15 protein-coding genes, 1 pseudogene and 1 other annotated feature are annotated in these 15286 nt (G+C 40.1%); of the genes and pseudogenes, 12 read left to right on the plus strand and 4 right to left on the minus strand.

Annotated features, from left to right (window positions below):
* The first annotated feature begins 30 nt into the window (after window positions 1–30).
* Window positions 31–1443, plus strand: a complete 1413-nt coding sequence (gene sufB / locus N8L39_RS00770) for a Fe-S cluster assembly protein SufB (protein ID WP_261009996.1) — start codon at window positions 31–33, stop codon at window positions 1441–1443.
* An 83-nt stretch (window positions 1444–1526) separates the two neighbouring features.
* On the opposite strand, the gene pbp3 is transcribed toward sufB, so the two are convergent.
* Window positions 1527–2768: a D-alanyl-D-alanine carboxypeptidase PBP3 gene (pbp3, locus tag N8L39_RS00775; protein ID WP_261009995.1), complete on the minus strand. Its 1242-nt coding sequence runs from the start codon at window positions 2766–2768 to the stop codon at window positions 1527–1529.
* A gap of 102 nt (window positions 2769–2870) precedes the next feature.
* Here pbp3 and N8L39_RS00780 point away from each other — a divergent pair, with 102 nt between their 5' ends.
* A complete protein-coding gene (locus N8L39_RS00780) occupies window positions 2871–3980 on the plus strand; it encodes an AI-2E family transporter (protein ID WP_261009994.1) in 1110 nt (369 codons plus the stop codon).
* Window positions 3981–4186: 206 nt separating this feature from the next.
* A complete protein-coding gene (gene tuf / locus N8L39_RS00785) occupies window positions 4187–5383 on the plus strand; it encodes an elongation factor Tu (protein WP_001040726.1) in 1197 nt (398 codons plus the stop codon).
* A gap of 258 nt (window positions 5384–5641) precedes the next feature.
* Here the strand turns inward: tuf and N8L39_RS00790 are convergent, their stop codons facing one another.
* Both N8L39_RS00790 and N8L39_RS00795 read right to left on the minus strand, forming a co-directional pair.
* Window positions 5642–6724 (minus strand): DEAD/DEAH box helicase, encoded by a 1083-nt coding sequence (locus N8L39_RS00790; RefSeq protein ID WP_261009993.1) that lies wholly within the window; start codon window positions 6722–6724, stop codon window positions 5642–5644.
* Window positions 6721–7698, minus strand: a complete 978-nt coding sequence (locus N8L39_RS00795) for a Gfo/Idh/MocA family protein (protein WP_261009992.1) — start codon at window positions 7696–7698, stop codon at window positions 6721–6723. The genes N8L39_RS00790 and N8L39_RS00795 overlap by 4 nt, the downstream gene beginning before the upstream one ends.
* Before the next feature lie 141 nt (window positions 7699–7839).
* Here N8L39_RS00795 and N8L39_RS00800 point away from each other — a divergent pair, with 141 nt between their 5' ends.
* The 4 genes from N8L39_RS00800 to rpmA all read left to right on the plus strand — a co-directional run bounded on the left by N8L39_RS00800 (window position 7840) and on the right by rpmA (window position 9711).
* Window positions 7840–8544 carry a YoaK family protein gene (locus N8L39_RS00800; protein ID WP_261009991.1) on the plus strand — a complete coding sequence of 235 codons (705 nt, stop codon included), beginning with the start codon at window positions 7840–7842 and terminating at the stop codon, window positions 8542–8544.
* Window positions 8545–8602: 58 nt separating this feature from the next.
* Window positions 8603–8690: a sequence feature (ribosomal protein L21 leader region), on the plus strand.
* A gap of 36 nt (window positions 8691–8726) precedes the next feature.
* Window positions 8727–9041 (plus strand): 50S ribosomal protein L21, encoded by a 315-nt coding sequence (gene rplU / locus N8L39_RS00805; RefSeq protein WP_000109141.1) that lies wholly within the window; start codon window positions 8727–8729, stop codon window positions 9039–9041.
* Window positions 9042–9056: 15 nt separating this feature from the next.
* The gene (locus tag N8L39_RS00810) at window positions 9057–9401 is read left to right on the plus strand and encodes a ribosomal-processing cysteine protease Prp (RefSeq protein WP_000613694.1); all 345 of its coding nucleotides are present in this window, start codon (window positions 9057–9059) and stop codon (window positions 9399–9401) included.
* 16 nt (window positions 9402–9417) lie between these two features.
* Window positions 9418–9711: a 50S ribosomal protein L27 gene (rpmA, locus tag N8L39_RS00815; RefSeq protein ID WP_000916509.1), complete on the plus strand. Its 294-nt coding sequence runs from the start codon at window positions 9418–9420 to the stop codon at window positions 9709–9711.
* Between the two features lie 166 nt (window positions 9712–9877).
* On the opposite strand, the pseudogene N8L39_RS00820 reads toward rpmA, so the two are convergent.
* Window positions 9878–9949: pseudogene (locus tag N8L39_RS00820) on the minus strand (AraC family transcriptional regulator); the annotation flags it as partial.
* Here N8L39_RS00820 and N8L39_RS00825 point away from each other — a divergent pair.
* The 5 genes from N8L39_RS00825 (at window position 9942) to proB (ending at window position 15281) form a co-directional block, all read left to right on the plus strand.
* On the plus strand, window positions 9942–10850 hold the full coding sequence (locus N8L39_RS00825; RefSeq protein WP_175880019.1) for a LysR family transcriptional regulator: 909 nt from the start codon (window positions 9942–9944) through the stop codon (window positions 10848–10850). The pseudogene N8L39_RS00820 and the gene N8L39_RS00825 sit on opposite strands and share 8 nt — an antisense overlap.
* Window positions 10847–11308, plus strand: a complete 462-nt coding sequence (gene lspA / locus N8L39_RS00830) for a signal peptidase II (protein WP_261009990.1) — start codon at window positions 10847–10849, stop codon at window positions 11306–11308. The genes N8L39_RS00825 and lspA overlap by 4 nt, the downstream gene beginning before the upstream one ends.
* A complete protein-coding gene (locus tag N8L39_RS00835) occupies window positions 11298–12185 on the plus strand; it encodes an RluA family pseudouridine synthase (RefSeq protein ID WP_261009989.1) in 888 nt (295 codons plus the stop codon). Before lspA ends, N8L39_RS00835 begins: the two co-directional genes overlap by 11 nt.
* Window positions 12186–12187: 2 nt before the next feature.
* Window positions 12188–14071: a phosphorylcholine esterase CbpE gene (cbpE, locus tag N8L39_RS00840; RefSeq protein WP_261009988.1), complete on the plus strand. Its 1884-nt coding sequence runs from the start codon at window positions 12188–12190 to the stop codon at window positions 14069–14071.
* A 100-nt stretch (window positions 14072–14171) separates the two neighbouring features.
* Complete coding sequence (proB, locus tag N8L39_RS00845; protein ID WP_000875717.1) at window positions 14172–15281, plus strand: glutamate 5-kinase; 1110 nt, start codon at window positions 14172–14174, stop codon at window positions 15279–15281.
* Window positions 15282–15286 lie beyond the last annotated feature (5 nt).

The following is a 15286-nucleotide window of genomic DNA, read 5'->3' on the forward strand; positions in this document are numbered from 1 at the left end:
GTAGAAATGAAGAATGAAAGAAAGGATATTATGGCTGAAGAAAGAGTAGAACCAAAACCAATTGACCTTGGTGAATATAAATTTGGTTTCCATGACGATGTAGAGCCTGTTCTATCGACAGGAAAAGGATTGAATGAAGATGTCATTCGTGAACTATCAGCTGCCAAGGGAGAACCTGAGTGGATGTTAGAATTCCGTTTGAAGTCTTATGAAACCTTCAAAAAAATGCCCATGCAAACTTGGGGAGCAGACTTGTCAGAGATTGACTTTGATGACTTGATCTACTACCAAAAACCATCTGATAAGCCAGCTCGTTCTTGGGATGAAGTTCCTGAAAAAATCAAAGAAACCTTTGAACGTATCGGGATTCCGGAAGCTGAGCGTGCTTATTTAGCAGGTGCCTCTGCCCAGTACGAGTCAGAAGTGGTTTACCACAACATGAAGGAAGAGTTCCAAAAATTGGGGATTATCTTTACAGATACAGATTCTGCCCTCAAGGAATACCCAGACTTGTTTAAACAATACTTTGCGAAGTTGGTACCGCCGACTGATAACAAGTTGGCTGCCCTTAACTCAGCAGTATGGTCGGGTGGAACCTTTATCTACGTACCAAAAGGTGTCAAGGTAGATATTCCACTTCAAACTTACTTCCGTATCAACAACGAAAATACAGGTCAGTTTGAACGTACCTTGATTATCGTTGATGAGGGAGCAAGCGTACACTACGTAGAAGGATGTACAGCACCAACATATTCAAGCAACAGCTTGCACGCGGCCATTGTAGAAATCTTTGCCTTGGACAGAGCTTATATGCGTTATACAACCATCCAAAACTGGTCTGACAACGTTTATAACTTGGTAACAAAGCGTGCTAAGGCTCAAAAGGATGCCACTGTTGAGTGGATAGATGGAAACTTGGGTGCCAAAACAACCATGAAATATCCATCTGTTTACCTCGATGGAGAAGGGGCGCGTGGAACCATGCTTTCGATCGCCTTTGCTAATGCAGGGCAACACCAAGACACTGGTGCTAAGATGATCCACAATGCTCCACATACAAGTTCGTCTATCGTGTCTAAATCCATCGCTAAAGGCGGAGGAAAGGTGGACTACCGTGGACAAGTAACCTTTAACAAGAACTCTAAGAAATCTGTCTCTCACATTGAGTGTGACACCATTATCATGGATGACCTGTCAGCATCAGATACCATTCCATTTAATGAAATCCATAACTCGCAAGTTGCTTTGGAACACGAAGCTAAGGTTTCTAAAATTTCAGAAGAACAACTCTATTACCTCATGAGCCGTGGATTATCAGAATCTGAGGCAACTGAGATGATTGTTATGGGATTTGTAGAGCCATTTACAAAAGAACTTCCAATGGAATACGCCGTTGAGCTGAACCGCTTGATTAGCTATGAGATGGAAGGTTCAGTTGGGTAGAATTTGATTTTAAATTTACCCAAAATCAAGGACTTTGAAGAAGAACTTATAACAAAAAAATCGCGGTTTAAATCGCGATTTTTTTATAATTTTTCGTTGATAAATCGGATAAATTGATTCCACCATACTTTTAAGAAGAAAGCTTTTTCAACTTTCTTTTCTGCCACCATTTCGAAACTAGGTCGTTCTGTGGTAATGTAACCTTGACCGATCAAGTCCTTGTCTTCATAAGTTAAATGGCCAACCACTGTTCCAGCTTCAAGTGGTGCTGGGATTGCTTTAGAATCAGGTGTGAATTGAACAGATTGGGAAGATTGACTTCCAACACGTTCAATTAAAGAGATATCATCTTTGGCAACGGCAGTGATTGTATCTTCTTTTCCATCTTGTACAGGAGCTTTGCTATCTTGGTAGGCATCGCCTTTTTGAACGATTTTGCGAAGTGTGAATGTAGAAGAAATATAATCCATTAGGGAAGATGTAGCTGTAAAACGAGAGTAAGGATTATTGTCCTGATGGTCTGCATTCAAAACAACTGTGATAACCCTCATGCCTTTTTCAACAGTAGTACCAACAAAAGATTCACCAGCTTTGTCTGTTGTTCCTGTCTTGAGTCCGTCAAAACCACCTCGATGAGCAGGCATGCCTTCTAACATGTAGTTTGTCGAAGTTATTGTCATTCCAGCAAAAGTAGAAGATGGTTTTTTGGTGATTTCCAAGACTTGTGGGTATTTTTTGATGAGGTTACGAGCAACGATAGCAACATCATAAGCACTGAGCTTATTTTCATCATCTTTTTTTGAGCCCGGGTAAATGTTATCCCCTAGAGTCTCATTGTTCAGACCAGTTGTATTGACAACAGTGGCATCCTGAATTCCCCATTCCAAGAGTTTTGCACGCATCATATCGACGAAATCTTTTTCTGAACCAGCAATTTTCTCCGCTAAGGCAATAGCAGCACTGTTAGCACTAGATACTAGGGTTGCTTCAAGTAGTTGTTCGACGGTATAATTACGAGCCTCCATAGGAACATTACTTGCTTCAGAATTTGTCGTTAACTTATAAGGATAGTCAGAAATATCTACGGGGGTAGATAGTGTAATACTTCCATTTTCCAAGGCTTCATAGACAAGATAAACCGTAATCAATTTTGTGATGGAAGCAATTTCGACAGGTTGAGTTGCATCTTTCTCGTAGAGAATTTTACCAGTATTGGCCTCAACAGCAATTGCATGTTTAGCAGCAATATTAAAATCTTGAGCAGCAACAGTAGATGCTGAGCCAATTACGGATAGGCTTAATAGAGTTAAAATTATTTTTTTCATAGTAAGTTTATTCTAACATAAAGAAAAAAATATTCCCAGTTTCATGATATAAGAAAGAAGCTTTTTTGAAAGTATGGTAAAATAGATGAATGGAGGTACCTCATGTTTCGTAAGAATAAATTATTTTTTTGGACCAGTGAGATTTTACTATTAACCATCATCTTTTACTTATGGAGAGAGATGGGAGCGATTATTACACCTTTTGTGAGCGTCGCAAACACCATCATGATTCCTTTCCTTCTAGGTGGTTTTTTATATTATTTGACCAATCCTATTGTTAGCTTTCTACAAAAGTACTTCAAAATTAATCGTATTATTGGTATTTTACTAACCTTGTGTGCCTTGGTCTGGGGGCTTGTCATTGGGGTAGTCTATCTCTTACCAATTTTGATTAATCAGTTGACTAGTTTGATTGCAACAAGTCAGACAATTTACAGTCGTTTGCAAGATTTGATTATCGATTTATCCACTTATCCAGCCTTTCAAAATTTGGATATTCAAGCGACTATTCAACAGTTAAACCTATCCTATGTAGATATTTTACAAAATATCCTAAATAGTGTTACCAATAGTGTCGGAAGTGTTATATCAGCTCTCTTTAGTACCGTTTTGATTATTATCATGACCCCTGTGTTCTTGGTTTATTTTTTGTTAGATGGTCACAAATTTTTACCGATGCTTGAACGTACTGTTTTAAAGAGAGATAAGTTGCATATTACAGGACTCTTAAAAAATTTGAATGCGACAATTGCTCGTTATATTAGTGGAGTCGCAATTGATGCGATTATTATCGGTTGTTTGGCCTTTATCGGATATAGCGTGATTGGTCTGAAATATGCTTTGGTCTTTGCCATCTTTTCAGGATTAGCCAATCTCATTCCTTATGTGGGACCAAGTATCGGCTTGATTCCGATGATTATCGCCAATGTCTTTACGGATCCTCATAGAATGCTAATTGCAGTTGTTTACATGCTAATCATTCAACAAGTGGATGGAAATATCCTTTACCCTCGAATCGTTGGTGGCGTGATGAAAGTTCATCCAATTACGATTTTAGTATTACTTTTGTTATCAAGTAATATCTATGGTGTCATTGGTATGATTGTCGCTGTACCAACCTATTCTATCTTGAAAGAAATTTCTAAGTTCTTATCTCGCTTGTATGAAAATCACAAAATAATGAAAGAACGAGAAAGAGAATTAGCCAAGTAAAAGTCAGGAAATTCCTGATTTTTCTTTTTATTTAGGCAAGTGATAGGAGTGGAAGTGCCGTTTAGATTAGTAGATTAAGAATAATTCACAAAAACTTTGTAAAACACTTGCAATTTAGCTGAAATTTGATAAAATAGTAAGGAAAGTTAGACTGTATTGCCTACTGTCTATCTATAAAATATATTTTATTGGAGGCTTTTACTCAAATGGCAAAAGAAAAATACGATCGTAGTAAACCACACGTTAACATTGGTACTATCGGACACGTTGACCACGGTAAAACTACCCTAACTGCAGCTATCACAACTGTTTTGGCACGTCGCTTGCCTTCATCAGTTAACCAACCTAAAGACTATGCGTCTATCGATGCTGCTCCAGAAGAACGCGAACGCGGTATCACAATCAACACTGCGCACGTTGAGTACGAAACTGAAAAACGTCACTACGCTCACATCGACGCTCCAGGACACGCGGACTATGTTAAAAACATGATCACTGGTGCCGCTCAAATGGACGGAGCTATCCTTGTAGTAGCTTCAACTGACGGACCAATGCCACAAACTCGTGAGCACATCCTTCTTTCACGTCAGGTTGGTGTTAAACACCTTATCGTCTTCATGAACAAAGTTGACTTGGTTGACGACGAAGAATTGCTTGAATTGGTTGAAATGGAAATCCGTGACCTATTGTCAGAATACGACTTCCCAGGTGACGATCTTCCAGTTATCCAAGGTTCAGCTCTTAAAGCTCTTGAAGGTGACACTAAATACGAAGACATCGTTATGGAATTGATGAACACAGTTGATGAGTACATCCCAGAACCAGAACGTGACACTGACAAACCATTGCTTCTTCCAGTCGAAGACGTATTCTCAATCACTGGTCGTGGTACAGTTGCTTCAGGACGTATCGACCGTGGTATCGTTAAAGTCAACGACGAAATCGAAATCGTTGGTATCAAAGAAGAAACTCAAAAAGCAGTTGTTACTGGTGTTGAAATGTTCCGTAAACAACTTGACGAAGGTCTTGCCGGAGATAACGTAGGTGTCCTTCTTCGTGGTGTTCAACGTGATGAAATCGAACGTGGACAAGTTATTGCTAAACCAGGTTCAATCAACCCACACACTAAATTCAAAGGTGAAGTTTACATCCTTACTAAAGAAGAAGGTGGACGTCACACTCCATTCTTCAACAACTACCGTCCACAATTCTACTTCCGTACTACTGACGTTACAGGTTCAATCGAACTTCCAGCAGGTACTGAAATGGTAATGCCTGGTGATAACGTGACAATCGACGTTGAGTTGATCCACCCAATCGCCGTAGAACAAGGTACTACATTCTCTATCCGTGAGGGTGGACGTACTGTTGGTTCAGGTATGGTTACAGAAATCGAAGCTTAATTCGATTTAGTTCCCAGAAGAACAATTATTTAAGTCAGACACTAAAAGAATCTTGCTTTGCGAGGTTCTTTTTTTCAGATATTGAACTAATACTCTTCGAAAATCAAATTCAATCCACGTCAGCGTCACCTTTGCCGTACTCAAGTACAGCCTGCGGCTAGCTTCCTAGTTTGCTCTTTGATTTTCATTGATTATAAAATTGAAGAATTGTACACAAAAAAGCTCCATACACCGGATGTGCATAGAGCAAAGGGGGCTTTATCTGATATAGAGTTCTTGATTTTTTAGAACAATTTCACGGACACTTGCAAACTTCTTAAGTTTTTTGATTTCTTCTGGATGAGTGACGAGGGTGATAACATAGCCTTCTTTACCCATACGACCAGTACGGCCAGCACGGTGAGTGTAGGTTTCAATATCTCTAGGAACATCAAAGTTTACGACGCATTCTAGGCTATCGATATCAATTCCACGAGCCAAAAGGTCAGTTGCAAGAAGCAGGGTTAGCTGCTTATCTTTAAACTTTTCTAAGATGACTTTTCTAAATTTAACATTGACATCGCTAGCGAGGGAAACAGCCAATATATCACGATACTGTAGTTTTTCCTCGGCACTCCCAAGGTCTGATAGGCTGTTAAAGAAGACTAGCCCGCGGAAATCCTCAACATGAGCCAATTTTCGTAGCATATCAACGCGGTGACGTTGGTCTACCTGCATGTAGAAGTGCTGGATATTGTCCAGTTTTTGGTCAGAGAGATCAATGGTTCGCGTATTAGATGCAATCTTTTCTTGGTCAAACTTGGTTGTCGCACTCATGTAGATGAGTTGGTGGTCACGAGGTGCGTAGTGGGTGATTTTCTCGACAAAGTGAATCTGAGAATCATCGAGCAATTGGTCGAATTCATCCAGGATGATGGTTTCTACATTCATCATCTTGATTTTTTTCAATTTAATCAACTCAAAGATACGGCCAGGAGTTCCAATCAGAATTTCTGGTCCTTTTTTGAGTCGTTCAATCTGGCGTTTCTGACTTGAACCTGATAGGAAGAGCTGGGCTGTCAAGCCAATAGCTTCTGCCCACGTTTTACATACGTCAAAAATCTGTCCAGCAAGCTCCGTATTTGGTGCTAGAATCAATAGTTGCTGCGCTTTTTTCTTTTGTAGTCTGAGAAGGCTTGGTAGGAGGTAAGCGAGGGTCTTACCAGTTCCTGTTGGGCTCACTCCTAGGAGGTTTTCTCCAGCAAGAAGGGGTTCAAATAGTTGAGTTTGAATGGGGGTGAATTCTTGGAAACCGAGTTGATCACTCAGTTCTTGCCATTCAGTCGGTAGTTTGGTTTTCATTTTTCTGCCTCAAATCTAATGCCAGCAGTCTGGCGCATAGTATATAGTAGCTCATGAACTGAACTTGCATCTTCCAGCCAAGTTTGGTAGAGATTCAGATCTGGTTGCTGGATCATGTGTGCAAATGCAGCGACTTCCTCAGTCATCGTATGAGGAGCCTGTTGGATAGGGAGTTGGACTTGATTGCCTTGATGGTCGGTAAAAATAGCCGAGCTGACATGTTCGATGGTGTTGAGCGTCAGGGTTCCATCTGTCGTATAAATTTCGCAAGGGAGATTGGAAGTGATGTTTTTCCCAGACTTGATATGAACTTGAAAGTCAGGGTAGAAGAGGATTCCATCTCCATTTAAGTCAATGCTATTGTTAAGCTGTTGAGCCTGATAGGTCGCATCCTTAGCTTTTCCAAAGAGATGAACGGCAGTGTAGAGAGGATAAATCCCCAAATCCATAAGCGCTCCACCAGCAAAACGGTCTGAAAAGACATTTGGTATCTGTCCATCCAACAAGTTAGGCATTTTGGAAGAATACTTGGCATAGTTGAAATCTGCTCCCAAAATTTGTTTGTCTGCTAAAAAGTTTTTGATAGTTATAAAAGCTTTTTCATGGTAATTGCGAGCTGCTTCGAATATAAAACAGTGATTTTTCTCAGCTGTATGTCTCAAATCTAGCCATTCTTGTGGCTGAGTGACAGCTGGCTTTTCAAGAATGACATGTTTACCTGTAGACAATGCAGCTTTTGCCTGAGCAAAATGCAAGGAGTTTGGGCTAGCAATATAGACCAAATCAAAGGAGCTCTTGAAGAAGTCCTCTACTTGATCAAAGAGTTGGATATCCTGATAGCGAGAAGCAAAGGTTGCCGCAGTTTCTAGTTTTCTAGAATAGACTGCGACCAGCTTGTATTCTCCACTGGTATGGGCTGCTTCTATGAAGTGGTGGCTGATAGCCCCTGTTCCGATGACACCTAATTTAAGCATAGTTACTCCTTTTCCGATTTCAAATCCTTCTTTCATTATAACATAGATAGACGGGACTATCCAACAGAGGGGAAAAAATTTCAAATAAGCTACTAGGTCTTTTCCAAAGAAAGTGGTACAATAATGAGATGAGTAAATGAAATGGGAGGGAAAATGAGGTTATTACCTATAAGAAAAATATCACGTCAGTCTAAGAGGCTAGCGCTTTTTTTGACTTTTTGTGCAGGATATGTAGACGCCTATACTTTTATTGTGCGAGGGAATACTCTTGTAGCTGGACAAACTGGGAATGTCGTCTTTCTATCAGTTGGGCTCATTCAACACAATGTGTCAGATGCAAGTGCCAAAGTAATGACTTTACTAGCTTTTATGATGGGAGTCTTTTTACTAACGATTTATAAGGAAAAATTGAGAATTGTGAAAAAGCCAATTCTGTCACTGATTCCTTTGGCAATCTTATCAATCATTATTGGTTTTGTGCCGCAAACTGTAGATAATATCTATCTAGTGCCGCCCTTGGCTTTCTGTATGGGACTGGTGACAACTGCTTTTGGTGAGGTTTCGGGTATTGCCTACAATAATGCCTTTATGACAGGGAATATCAAACGGACCATGCTAGCTTTTGGAGATTATTTCCGAACCAAGCACACACCTTTTTTACGTGAAGGGATTATCTTTGTAAGCTTGCTTAGTAGTTTTGTCCTTGGCGTTGTCTTTTCAGCCTATTTGACTATTTTCTATCATGAAAAGACCATTCTTGGTGTTCCTATTATGATGAGTATTTTTTACCTCAGCATGCTTTTTGCCAAGTGGCGGAAAAAAGTAAAAGAAAAAGCTTCATTTTAGGTGTTATTACTTGTAAGAAAATAGGAGATATGCTATACTTGAAGAGTTGACTATGCACGATCCTGTGCAACCGCACGAACATCGTTGCTTGATTATTCAAGTTTAAGTGGTTCGTCCCACGATGCTAGGCGAGTCTTCACAAAAAATTCGGGGAAACCCATAAAAATCATAGGAGGTGCATAATGAGCACATACGCAATTATCAAAACTGGCGGAAAACAAGTTAAAGTTGAAGTTGGTCAAGCAGTTTACGTTGAAAAATTGAACGTTGAAGCTGGTCAAGAAGTTACTTTTAACGAAGTTGTTCTTGTTGGTGGTGAAAACACTGTTGTCGGAACTCCACTTGTTGCTGGAGCTACTGTAGTTGGAACTGTTGAAAAACAAGGAAAACAAAAGAAAGTTGTTACTTACAAGTACAAACCTAAAAAAGGTAGCCACCGTAAACAAGGTCACCGTCAACCATATACAAAAGTTGTTATCAACGCAATCAACGCTTAATTTTAAGGAGAACACATGATACAGGCAGTCTTTGAGAGAGCCGAAGATGGCGAGCTGAGGAGTGCGGAAATTACTGGACACGCCGAGAGTGGCGAATACGGCTTTGATGTCGTGTGTGCATCGGTTTCTACGCTTGCCATTAACTTTATCAATTCTATTGAGAAATTTGCAGGCTATGAACCAATCCTAGAATTAAACGAAGATGAAGGTGGCTATCTGATGGTTGAAATTCCAAAAGATCTTCCTTCACACCAGAGAGAAATGACCCAGTTATTCTTTGAATCATTTTTCTTAGGTATGGCAAACTTATCGGAGAACTCTTCAGAGTTCGTCCAAACCAGAGTTATCACAGAAAACTAACACGGAGGAAAACATTATGTTAAAAATGACTCTTAACAACTTGCAACTTTTCGCCCACAAAAAAGGTGGAGGTTCTACATCAAACGGACGTGATTCACAAGCAAAACGTCTTGGAGCTAAAGCAGCTGACGGACAGACTGTAACAGGTGGATCAATCCTTTACCGTCAACGTGGTACACACATCTACCCAGGTGTAAACGTTGGACGTGGTGGAGACGATACTTTGTTCGCTAAAGTTGAAGGCGTAGTACGCTTTGAACGTAAAGGACGCGATAAAAAACAAGTTTCTGTTTACCCAATCGCTAAATAAAAAGGTCCAGTGAACCTTTTTATCCCGAGCCTTGAAATCTAAAGGTGAGGAAGCTAGAAGTAGCATAAACTAAGGCTTTCCGAGTTTTCGGAGAGCCTCTTTTTTTGTTTTGGTATCCATGATTTTTTCGTTCTTAGTGTAGATGAATTTTATGAGTGACATTATTTTTCTTCGATGGAAAACTTCTAAAATATGGTATAATGAAAAGATAAAGAAGTTGGGGGTAGAAGATGAACATTCAACAATTACGCTATGTTGTTGCCATTGCCAATAGTGGTACTTTCCGTGAAGCTGCTGAAAAGATGTATGTTAGTCAGCCGAGTCTGTCCATTTCTGTTCGTGATTTGGAAAAAGAGTTGGGCTTTAAGATTTTCCGTCGGACCAGCTCAGGGACTTTCTTGACTCGTCGTGGTATGGAATTCTATGAAAAAGCGCAAGAATTGGTTAAAGGATTTGATATTTTTCAAAATCAGTATGCCAATCCTGAGGAAGAAAAGGATGAATTTTCCATTGCCAGTCAGCACTATGACTTCTTGCCACCAACTATTACGGCCTTTTCAGAGCGCTATCCTGATTACAAAAATTTCCGTATTTTTGAATCGACTACTGTTCAAATCTTAGATGAAGTAGCGCAAGGTCACAGTGAGATTGGGATTATCTACCTCAACAATCAAAATAAAAAAGGGATCATGCAACGAGTTGAAAAGTTAGGCCTTGAGGTCATTGAATTGATTCCCTTCTATACCCATATTTATCTCCGTGAGGGGCATCCTTTAGCCCAGAAAGAGGAATTGGTCATGGAGGATTTAGCGGATCTACCAACGGTTCGTTTCACTCAAGAAAAAGACGAGTACCTTTATTATTCAGAGAACTTTGTTGATACCAGCGCTAGCTCGCAGATGTTCAATGTGACAGACCGTGCTACCTTGAATGGTATTTTGGAGCGGACGGACGCCTATGCGACAGGTTCTGGATTTTTAGATAGTGATAGTGTTAATGGCATCACAGTTATTCGTCTCAAGGATAACCTAGATAATCGTATGGTCTATGTTAAACGTGAGGAAGTGGAGCTTAGTCAGGCTGGAACTCTTTTCGTAGAAGTCATGCAAGAATATTTTGATCAGAAGAGGAAATCATGAAAAAAAGAGGAATAGTGGCAGTCGTTGTACTGCTTTTGATTGCGCTGGATCAGTTAGTCAAATCCTATATCGTCTGGCAGATTCCACTGGGTGAAGTTCGCTCTTGGATTCCCAATCTCGTTAGCTTGACCTACCTGCAAAATCGAGGGGCAGCCTTCTCCATGTTACAAGATCAGCAGTGGTTATTTGCTATCATTACATTGGTCGTTATGGTAGGTGCCATTTGGTATTTACATAAACACATGGAGGACTCACTCTGGATGGTCTTGGGCTTGACCTTGATCATCGCAGGTGGTCTTGGAAACTTTATTGACAGGATCAGTCAGGGATTTGTTGTGGATATGTTTCACTTGGACTTTATCAATTTTGCAATTTTCAATGTAGCAGATAGCTATCTGACTGTTGGAGTGATTATTTTATTGATTGCAATGCTAAAAGAGGAAATAAATGGAAATTAAAATTGAAACTGGTGGCCTGCGTTTAGATAAGGCTTTGTCAGATTTGACAGAATTATCACGCAGTCTCGCGAATGAACAAATCAAATCAGGCCAGGTCTTGGTCAATGGTCAAGTCAAGAAAGCTAAATACACAGTCCAAGAAGGTGACATCGTCACTTATCATGTACCAGAGCCAGAGGTTTTAGAGTATGTGGCTGAGAATCTTCCACTAGAAATCATCTACCAAGATGAGGATGTTGCTGTTGTCAACAAACCTCAGGGGATGGTGGTGCATCCGAGTGCTGGTCATACTAGTGGGACCCTGGTAAATGCCCTTATGTATCATATTAAGGACTTGTCGGGTATCAATGGGGTTCTGCGTCCAGGAATTGTTCACCGTATTGATAAGGATACGTCAGGCCTTCTCATGATTGCTAAAAATGATGAGGCGCATCTAGCACTTGCCCAAGAACTCAAGGATAAAAAGTCTCTCCGCAAATATTGGGCGATTGTTCATGGAAATCTACCCAATGATCGCGGTGTGATTGAAGCACCGATTGGCCGAAGTGAAAAAGACCGTAAGAAACAGGCTGTGACTGCGAAAGGGAAACCTGCAGTTACCCGTTTCCACGTTTTGGAACGATTTGGTGATTATAGCTTAGTGGAGTTGCAGCTGGAAACAGGACGTACCCACCAAATTCGTGTCCATATGGCTTATATTGGCCATCCAGTCGCTGGTGATGAAGTCTATGGTCCTCGCAAGACTTTGAAAGGACATGGACAATTTCTCCATGCCAAGACTCTAGGTTTTACTCATCCGAGAACAGGTGAGACCTTGGAATTTACAGCAGATATCCCAGATATTTTTAAGGAAACATTGGAGAGATTGAGAAAGTAAAAATGAAAAAGAAATTAACTAGTTTAGCACTTGCAGGAGCTTTTTTAGCTTTGTCATGGTATGGAAATGTTCACGCTCAAGAAAGTTCAGGAAATAAAATCCACTTTATCAATGTTCAAGAAGGTGGCAGTGATGCGATTATTCTTGAAAGCAATGGACATTTTGCCATGGTGGATACAGGAGAAGATTATGATTTCCCAGATGGAAGTGATTCTCGCTATCCATGGAGAGAAGGAATTGAAACGTCTTATAAGCATGTTTTAACAGACCGTGTCTTTCGTCGTTTAAAGGAATTGGGTGTTCAAAAACTTGATTTTATTTTGGTAACCCATACTCACAGTGACCATATTGGAAATGTTGATGAATTACTGTCTACCTATCCAGTTGACCGAGTCTATCTTAAAAAATATAGTGATAATCGTATTACTAATTCTGAACGTTTATGGGATAATCTGTACGGTTATGATAAGGTTTTACAGACTGCCGCCGAAAAAGGTGTTTCAGTTATTCAAAACATCACACAGGGAGATGCTCATTTTCAGTTTGGAGACATGGATATTCAACTCTATAATTATGAAAATGAAACCGATTCATCAGGTGAATTAAAGAAAATTTGGGATGATAATTCTAATTCTTTGATTAGCGTGGTAAAAGTCAATGGTAAGAAAATTTACCTTGGGGGCGACTTAGATAATGTTCATGGAGCAGAAGACAAGTATGGACCTCTCATTGGAAAAGTTGATTTGATGAAGTTTAATCATCACCATGATACCAACAAATCAAATACCAAGGATTTTATTAAAAATTTGAGTCCGAGTTTGATTGTTCAAACTTCGGATAGTTTACCTTGGAAAAATGGTGTTGATAGTGAGTATGTCAATTGGCTTAAAGAACGAGGAATTGAGAGAATCAACGCAGCCAGCAAAGACTATGATGCAACAGTTTTTGATATTCGACAAGACGGTTTAGTAAATATTTCAACTTCCTACAAGCATATTCCAAGTTTTCAAGCTGGTTGGCATAAGAGTGCATATGGAAACTGGTGGTATCAAGCGCCTGATTCTACAGGAGAATATGCAGTTGGTTGGAATGAAATCAAGGGTGAATGGTATTACTTCAACCAAACGGGTATCTTGTTACAGAATCAATGGAAAAAATGGAACAATCGTTGGTTCTATTTGACAGACTCTGGTGCATCTGCTAAAAATTGGAAGAAAATCAATGGAAGCTGGTATTATTTCAACAAAGAAAATCAGATGGAGATTGGTTGGCTTAATACTGGCGGTCAGACCTATTATCTATCAAATGATGGGGATATGATAACAGGATGGCGTAAGATTGATGGACAATGGTACTATTTTGCCCAATCAGGGGAAATGAAAACGGGCTGGGTAAAAGATAAAGAAACCTGGTACTATATGGATTCTACTGGTATCATGAAGACAGGCGAGATAGAAGTTGCTGGTCATCATTACTATCTAGAAGATTCAGGAGCTATGAAGCAAGGTTGGCTTAAAAAGGCAAACGATTGGTATTTCTACAAGGAAGATGGTTCACGAGCTGTTGGTTGGATTAAAGACAAGGATAAATGGTACTTCTTGAAAGAAAATGGTCAATTGCTTGTGAACGGTAAGACACCAGAAGGCTATACTGTTGATTCAAGTGGTGCCTGGTTAGTGGATGTTCCGGTAGAGAAATCTGCTACAACTAGAGATACAAGTAACTCAGAAATAAAAGAATCCAATGAAGTAGTGAGAAAAGATCTTGAAAATAAAGAAACGAGTCAACACGAAAGTATTACAAGTTATTCAACTAGTCAAGATTTAACTTCTTCAACTTCACAAAGCTCTGAAACGAGTGCAAACAAATCGGAATCAGAACAGTAGTAAAAAAGAAGGTTTTAGGGCCTTCTTTTTCCTATCAACTCTTTTCTATTTCCTGCCATTCATGTTATAATGGATAAATATGAAGAATCGGAGTGATACTATGAAATACAAACGGATTGTCTTTAAGGTGGGTACTTCTTCTCTGACGAATGAGGATGGAAGTTTATCACGTAGTAAGGTAAAGGCTATTACCCAGCAATTGGCTATGTTGCACGAAGCTGGTCATGAGTTGATTTTGGTGTCGTCGGGTGCCATTGCTGCTGGTTTTGGAGCCTTAGGATTTAAAAAGCGTCCGACTAAGATTGCTGATAAACAGGCCTCAGCAGCGGTAGGACAAGGGCTTTTGTTGGAAGAATACACGACCAACCTTCTCTTGCGCCAAATCGTTTCTGCACAAATCTTGCTGACCCAGGATGATTTTGTGGATAAGCGCCGTTATAAAAATGCCCATCAGGCTTTGTCAGTTCTACTTAGCCGTGGCGCGATTCCTATCATCAATGAGAATGACAGTGTCGTTATTGATGAGCTCAAGGTTGGGGATAATGATACTCTAAGTGCACAGGTAGCTGCCATGGTCCAAGCAGACCTTTTGGTCCTCTTGACAGATGTGGACGGTCTTTATACTGGAAATCCTAATTCAGACCCAAGAGCCAAACGCTTGGAGAAAATCGAGACTATCAATCGTGAGATTATTGATATGGCCGGTGGAGCAGGTTCTTCAAACGGTACTGGGGGCATGTTAACCAAAATCAAAGCTGCAACTATTGCGACAGAATCGGGCGTTCCTGTTTATATCTGCTCATCCTTGAAGTCAGATGCCATGATTGAGGCAGCTGAAGAGACCAAGGATGGTTCCTACTTTGTTGCTCAAGAGAAGGGACTTCGTACCCAGAAACAATGGCTGGCCTTTTATGCTCAGAGTCAAGGTTCTATTTGGGTTGATAAAGGGGCTGCGGAAGCTCTCTCTCAACATGGAAAGAGTCTTCTCTTATCTGGTATTGTTGAGGCAGAAGGAGCCTTTTCTTACGGTGATATTGTGACAGTATTTGACAAGGAAAGTGGAAAATCACTTGGAAAAGGACGCGTGCAATTTGGAGCATCTGCTTTGGAGGATATGTTGCGTTCTCAAAAAGCCAAGGGTGTCTTGATTCACCGTGATGACTGGATTTCCATTACTCCTGAAATCCAACTACTCTTTACAGAATTTTAGAGGTA

It is taken from the genome of Streptococcus mitis, from assembly GCF_946190285.1.
GTDB classification, from domain to species: domain Bacteria; phylum Bacillota; class Bacilli; order Lactobacillales; family Streptococcaceae; genus Streptococcus; species Streptococcus mitis_CP.

What these genes read in the sequence shown, in the direction of transcription:
- N8L39_RS00790 (WP_261009993.1), bottom strand. Translation starts at nt 6,724, where the DNA reads ATGAAAACCAAACTACCGACTGAATGGCAAGAACTGAGTGATCAACTC.
- N8L39_RS00835 (WP_261009989.1), top strand. Translation starts at nt 11,298, where the DNA reads ATGGAAATTAAAATTGAAACTGGTGGCCTGCGTTTAGATAAGGCTTTG.
- N8L39_RS00825 (WP_175880019.1), top strand. Translation starts at nt 9,942, where the DNA reads ATGAACATTCAACAATTACGCTATGTTGTTGCCATTGCCAATAGTGGT.
- N8L39_RS00800 (WP_261009991.1), top strand. Translation starts at nt 7,840, where the DNA reads ATGGGAGGGAAAATGAGGTTATTACCTATAAGAAAAATATCACGTCAG.
- N8L39_RS00780 (WP_261009994.1), top strand. Translation starts at nt 2,871, where the DNA reads ATGTTTCGTAAGAATAAATTATTTTTTTGGACCAGTGAGATTTTACTA.
- rplU (WP_000109141.1), top strand. Translation starts at nt 8,727, where the DNA reads ATGAGCACATACGCAATTATCAAAACTGGCGGAAAACAAGTTAAAGTT.
- proB (WP_000875717.1), top strand. Translation starts at nt 14,172, where the DNA reads ATGAAATACAAACGGATTGTCTTTAAGGTGGGTACTTCTTCTCTGACG.
- sufB (WP_261009996.1), top strand. Translation starts at nt 31, where the DNA reads ATGGCTGAAGAAAGAGTAGAACCAAAACCAATTGACCTTGGTGAATAT.
- rpmA (WP_000916509.1), top strand. Translation starts at nt 9,418, where the DNA reads ATGTTAAAAATGACTCTTAACAACTTGCAACTTTTCGCCCACAAAAAA.
- tuf (WP_001040726.1), top strand. Translation starts at nt 4,187, where the DNA reads ATGGCAAAAGAAAAATACGATCGTAGTAAACCACACGTTAACATTGGT.
- lspA (WP_261009990.1), top strand. Translation starts at nt 10,847, where the DNA reads ATGAAAAAAAGAGGAATAGTGGCAGTCGTTGTACTGCTTTTGATTGCG.
- cbpE (WP_261009988.1), top strand. Translation starts at nt 12,188, where the DNA reads ATGAAAAAGAAATTAACTAGTTTAGCACTTGCAGGAGCTTTTTTAGCT.
- N8L39_RS00795 (WP_261009992.1), bottom strand. Translation starts at nt 7,698, where the DNA reads ATGCTTAAATTAGGTGTCATCGGAACAGGGGCTATCAGCCACCACTTC.
- N8L39_RS00810 (WP_000613694.1), top strand. Translation starts at nt 9,057, where the DNA reads ATGATACAGGCAGTCTTTGAGAGAGCCGAAGATGGCGAGCTGAGGAGT.
- pbp3 (WP_261009995.1), bottom strand. Translation starts at nt 2,768, where the DNA reads ATGAAAAAAATAATTTTAACTCTATTAAGCCTATCCGTAATTGGCTCA.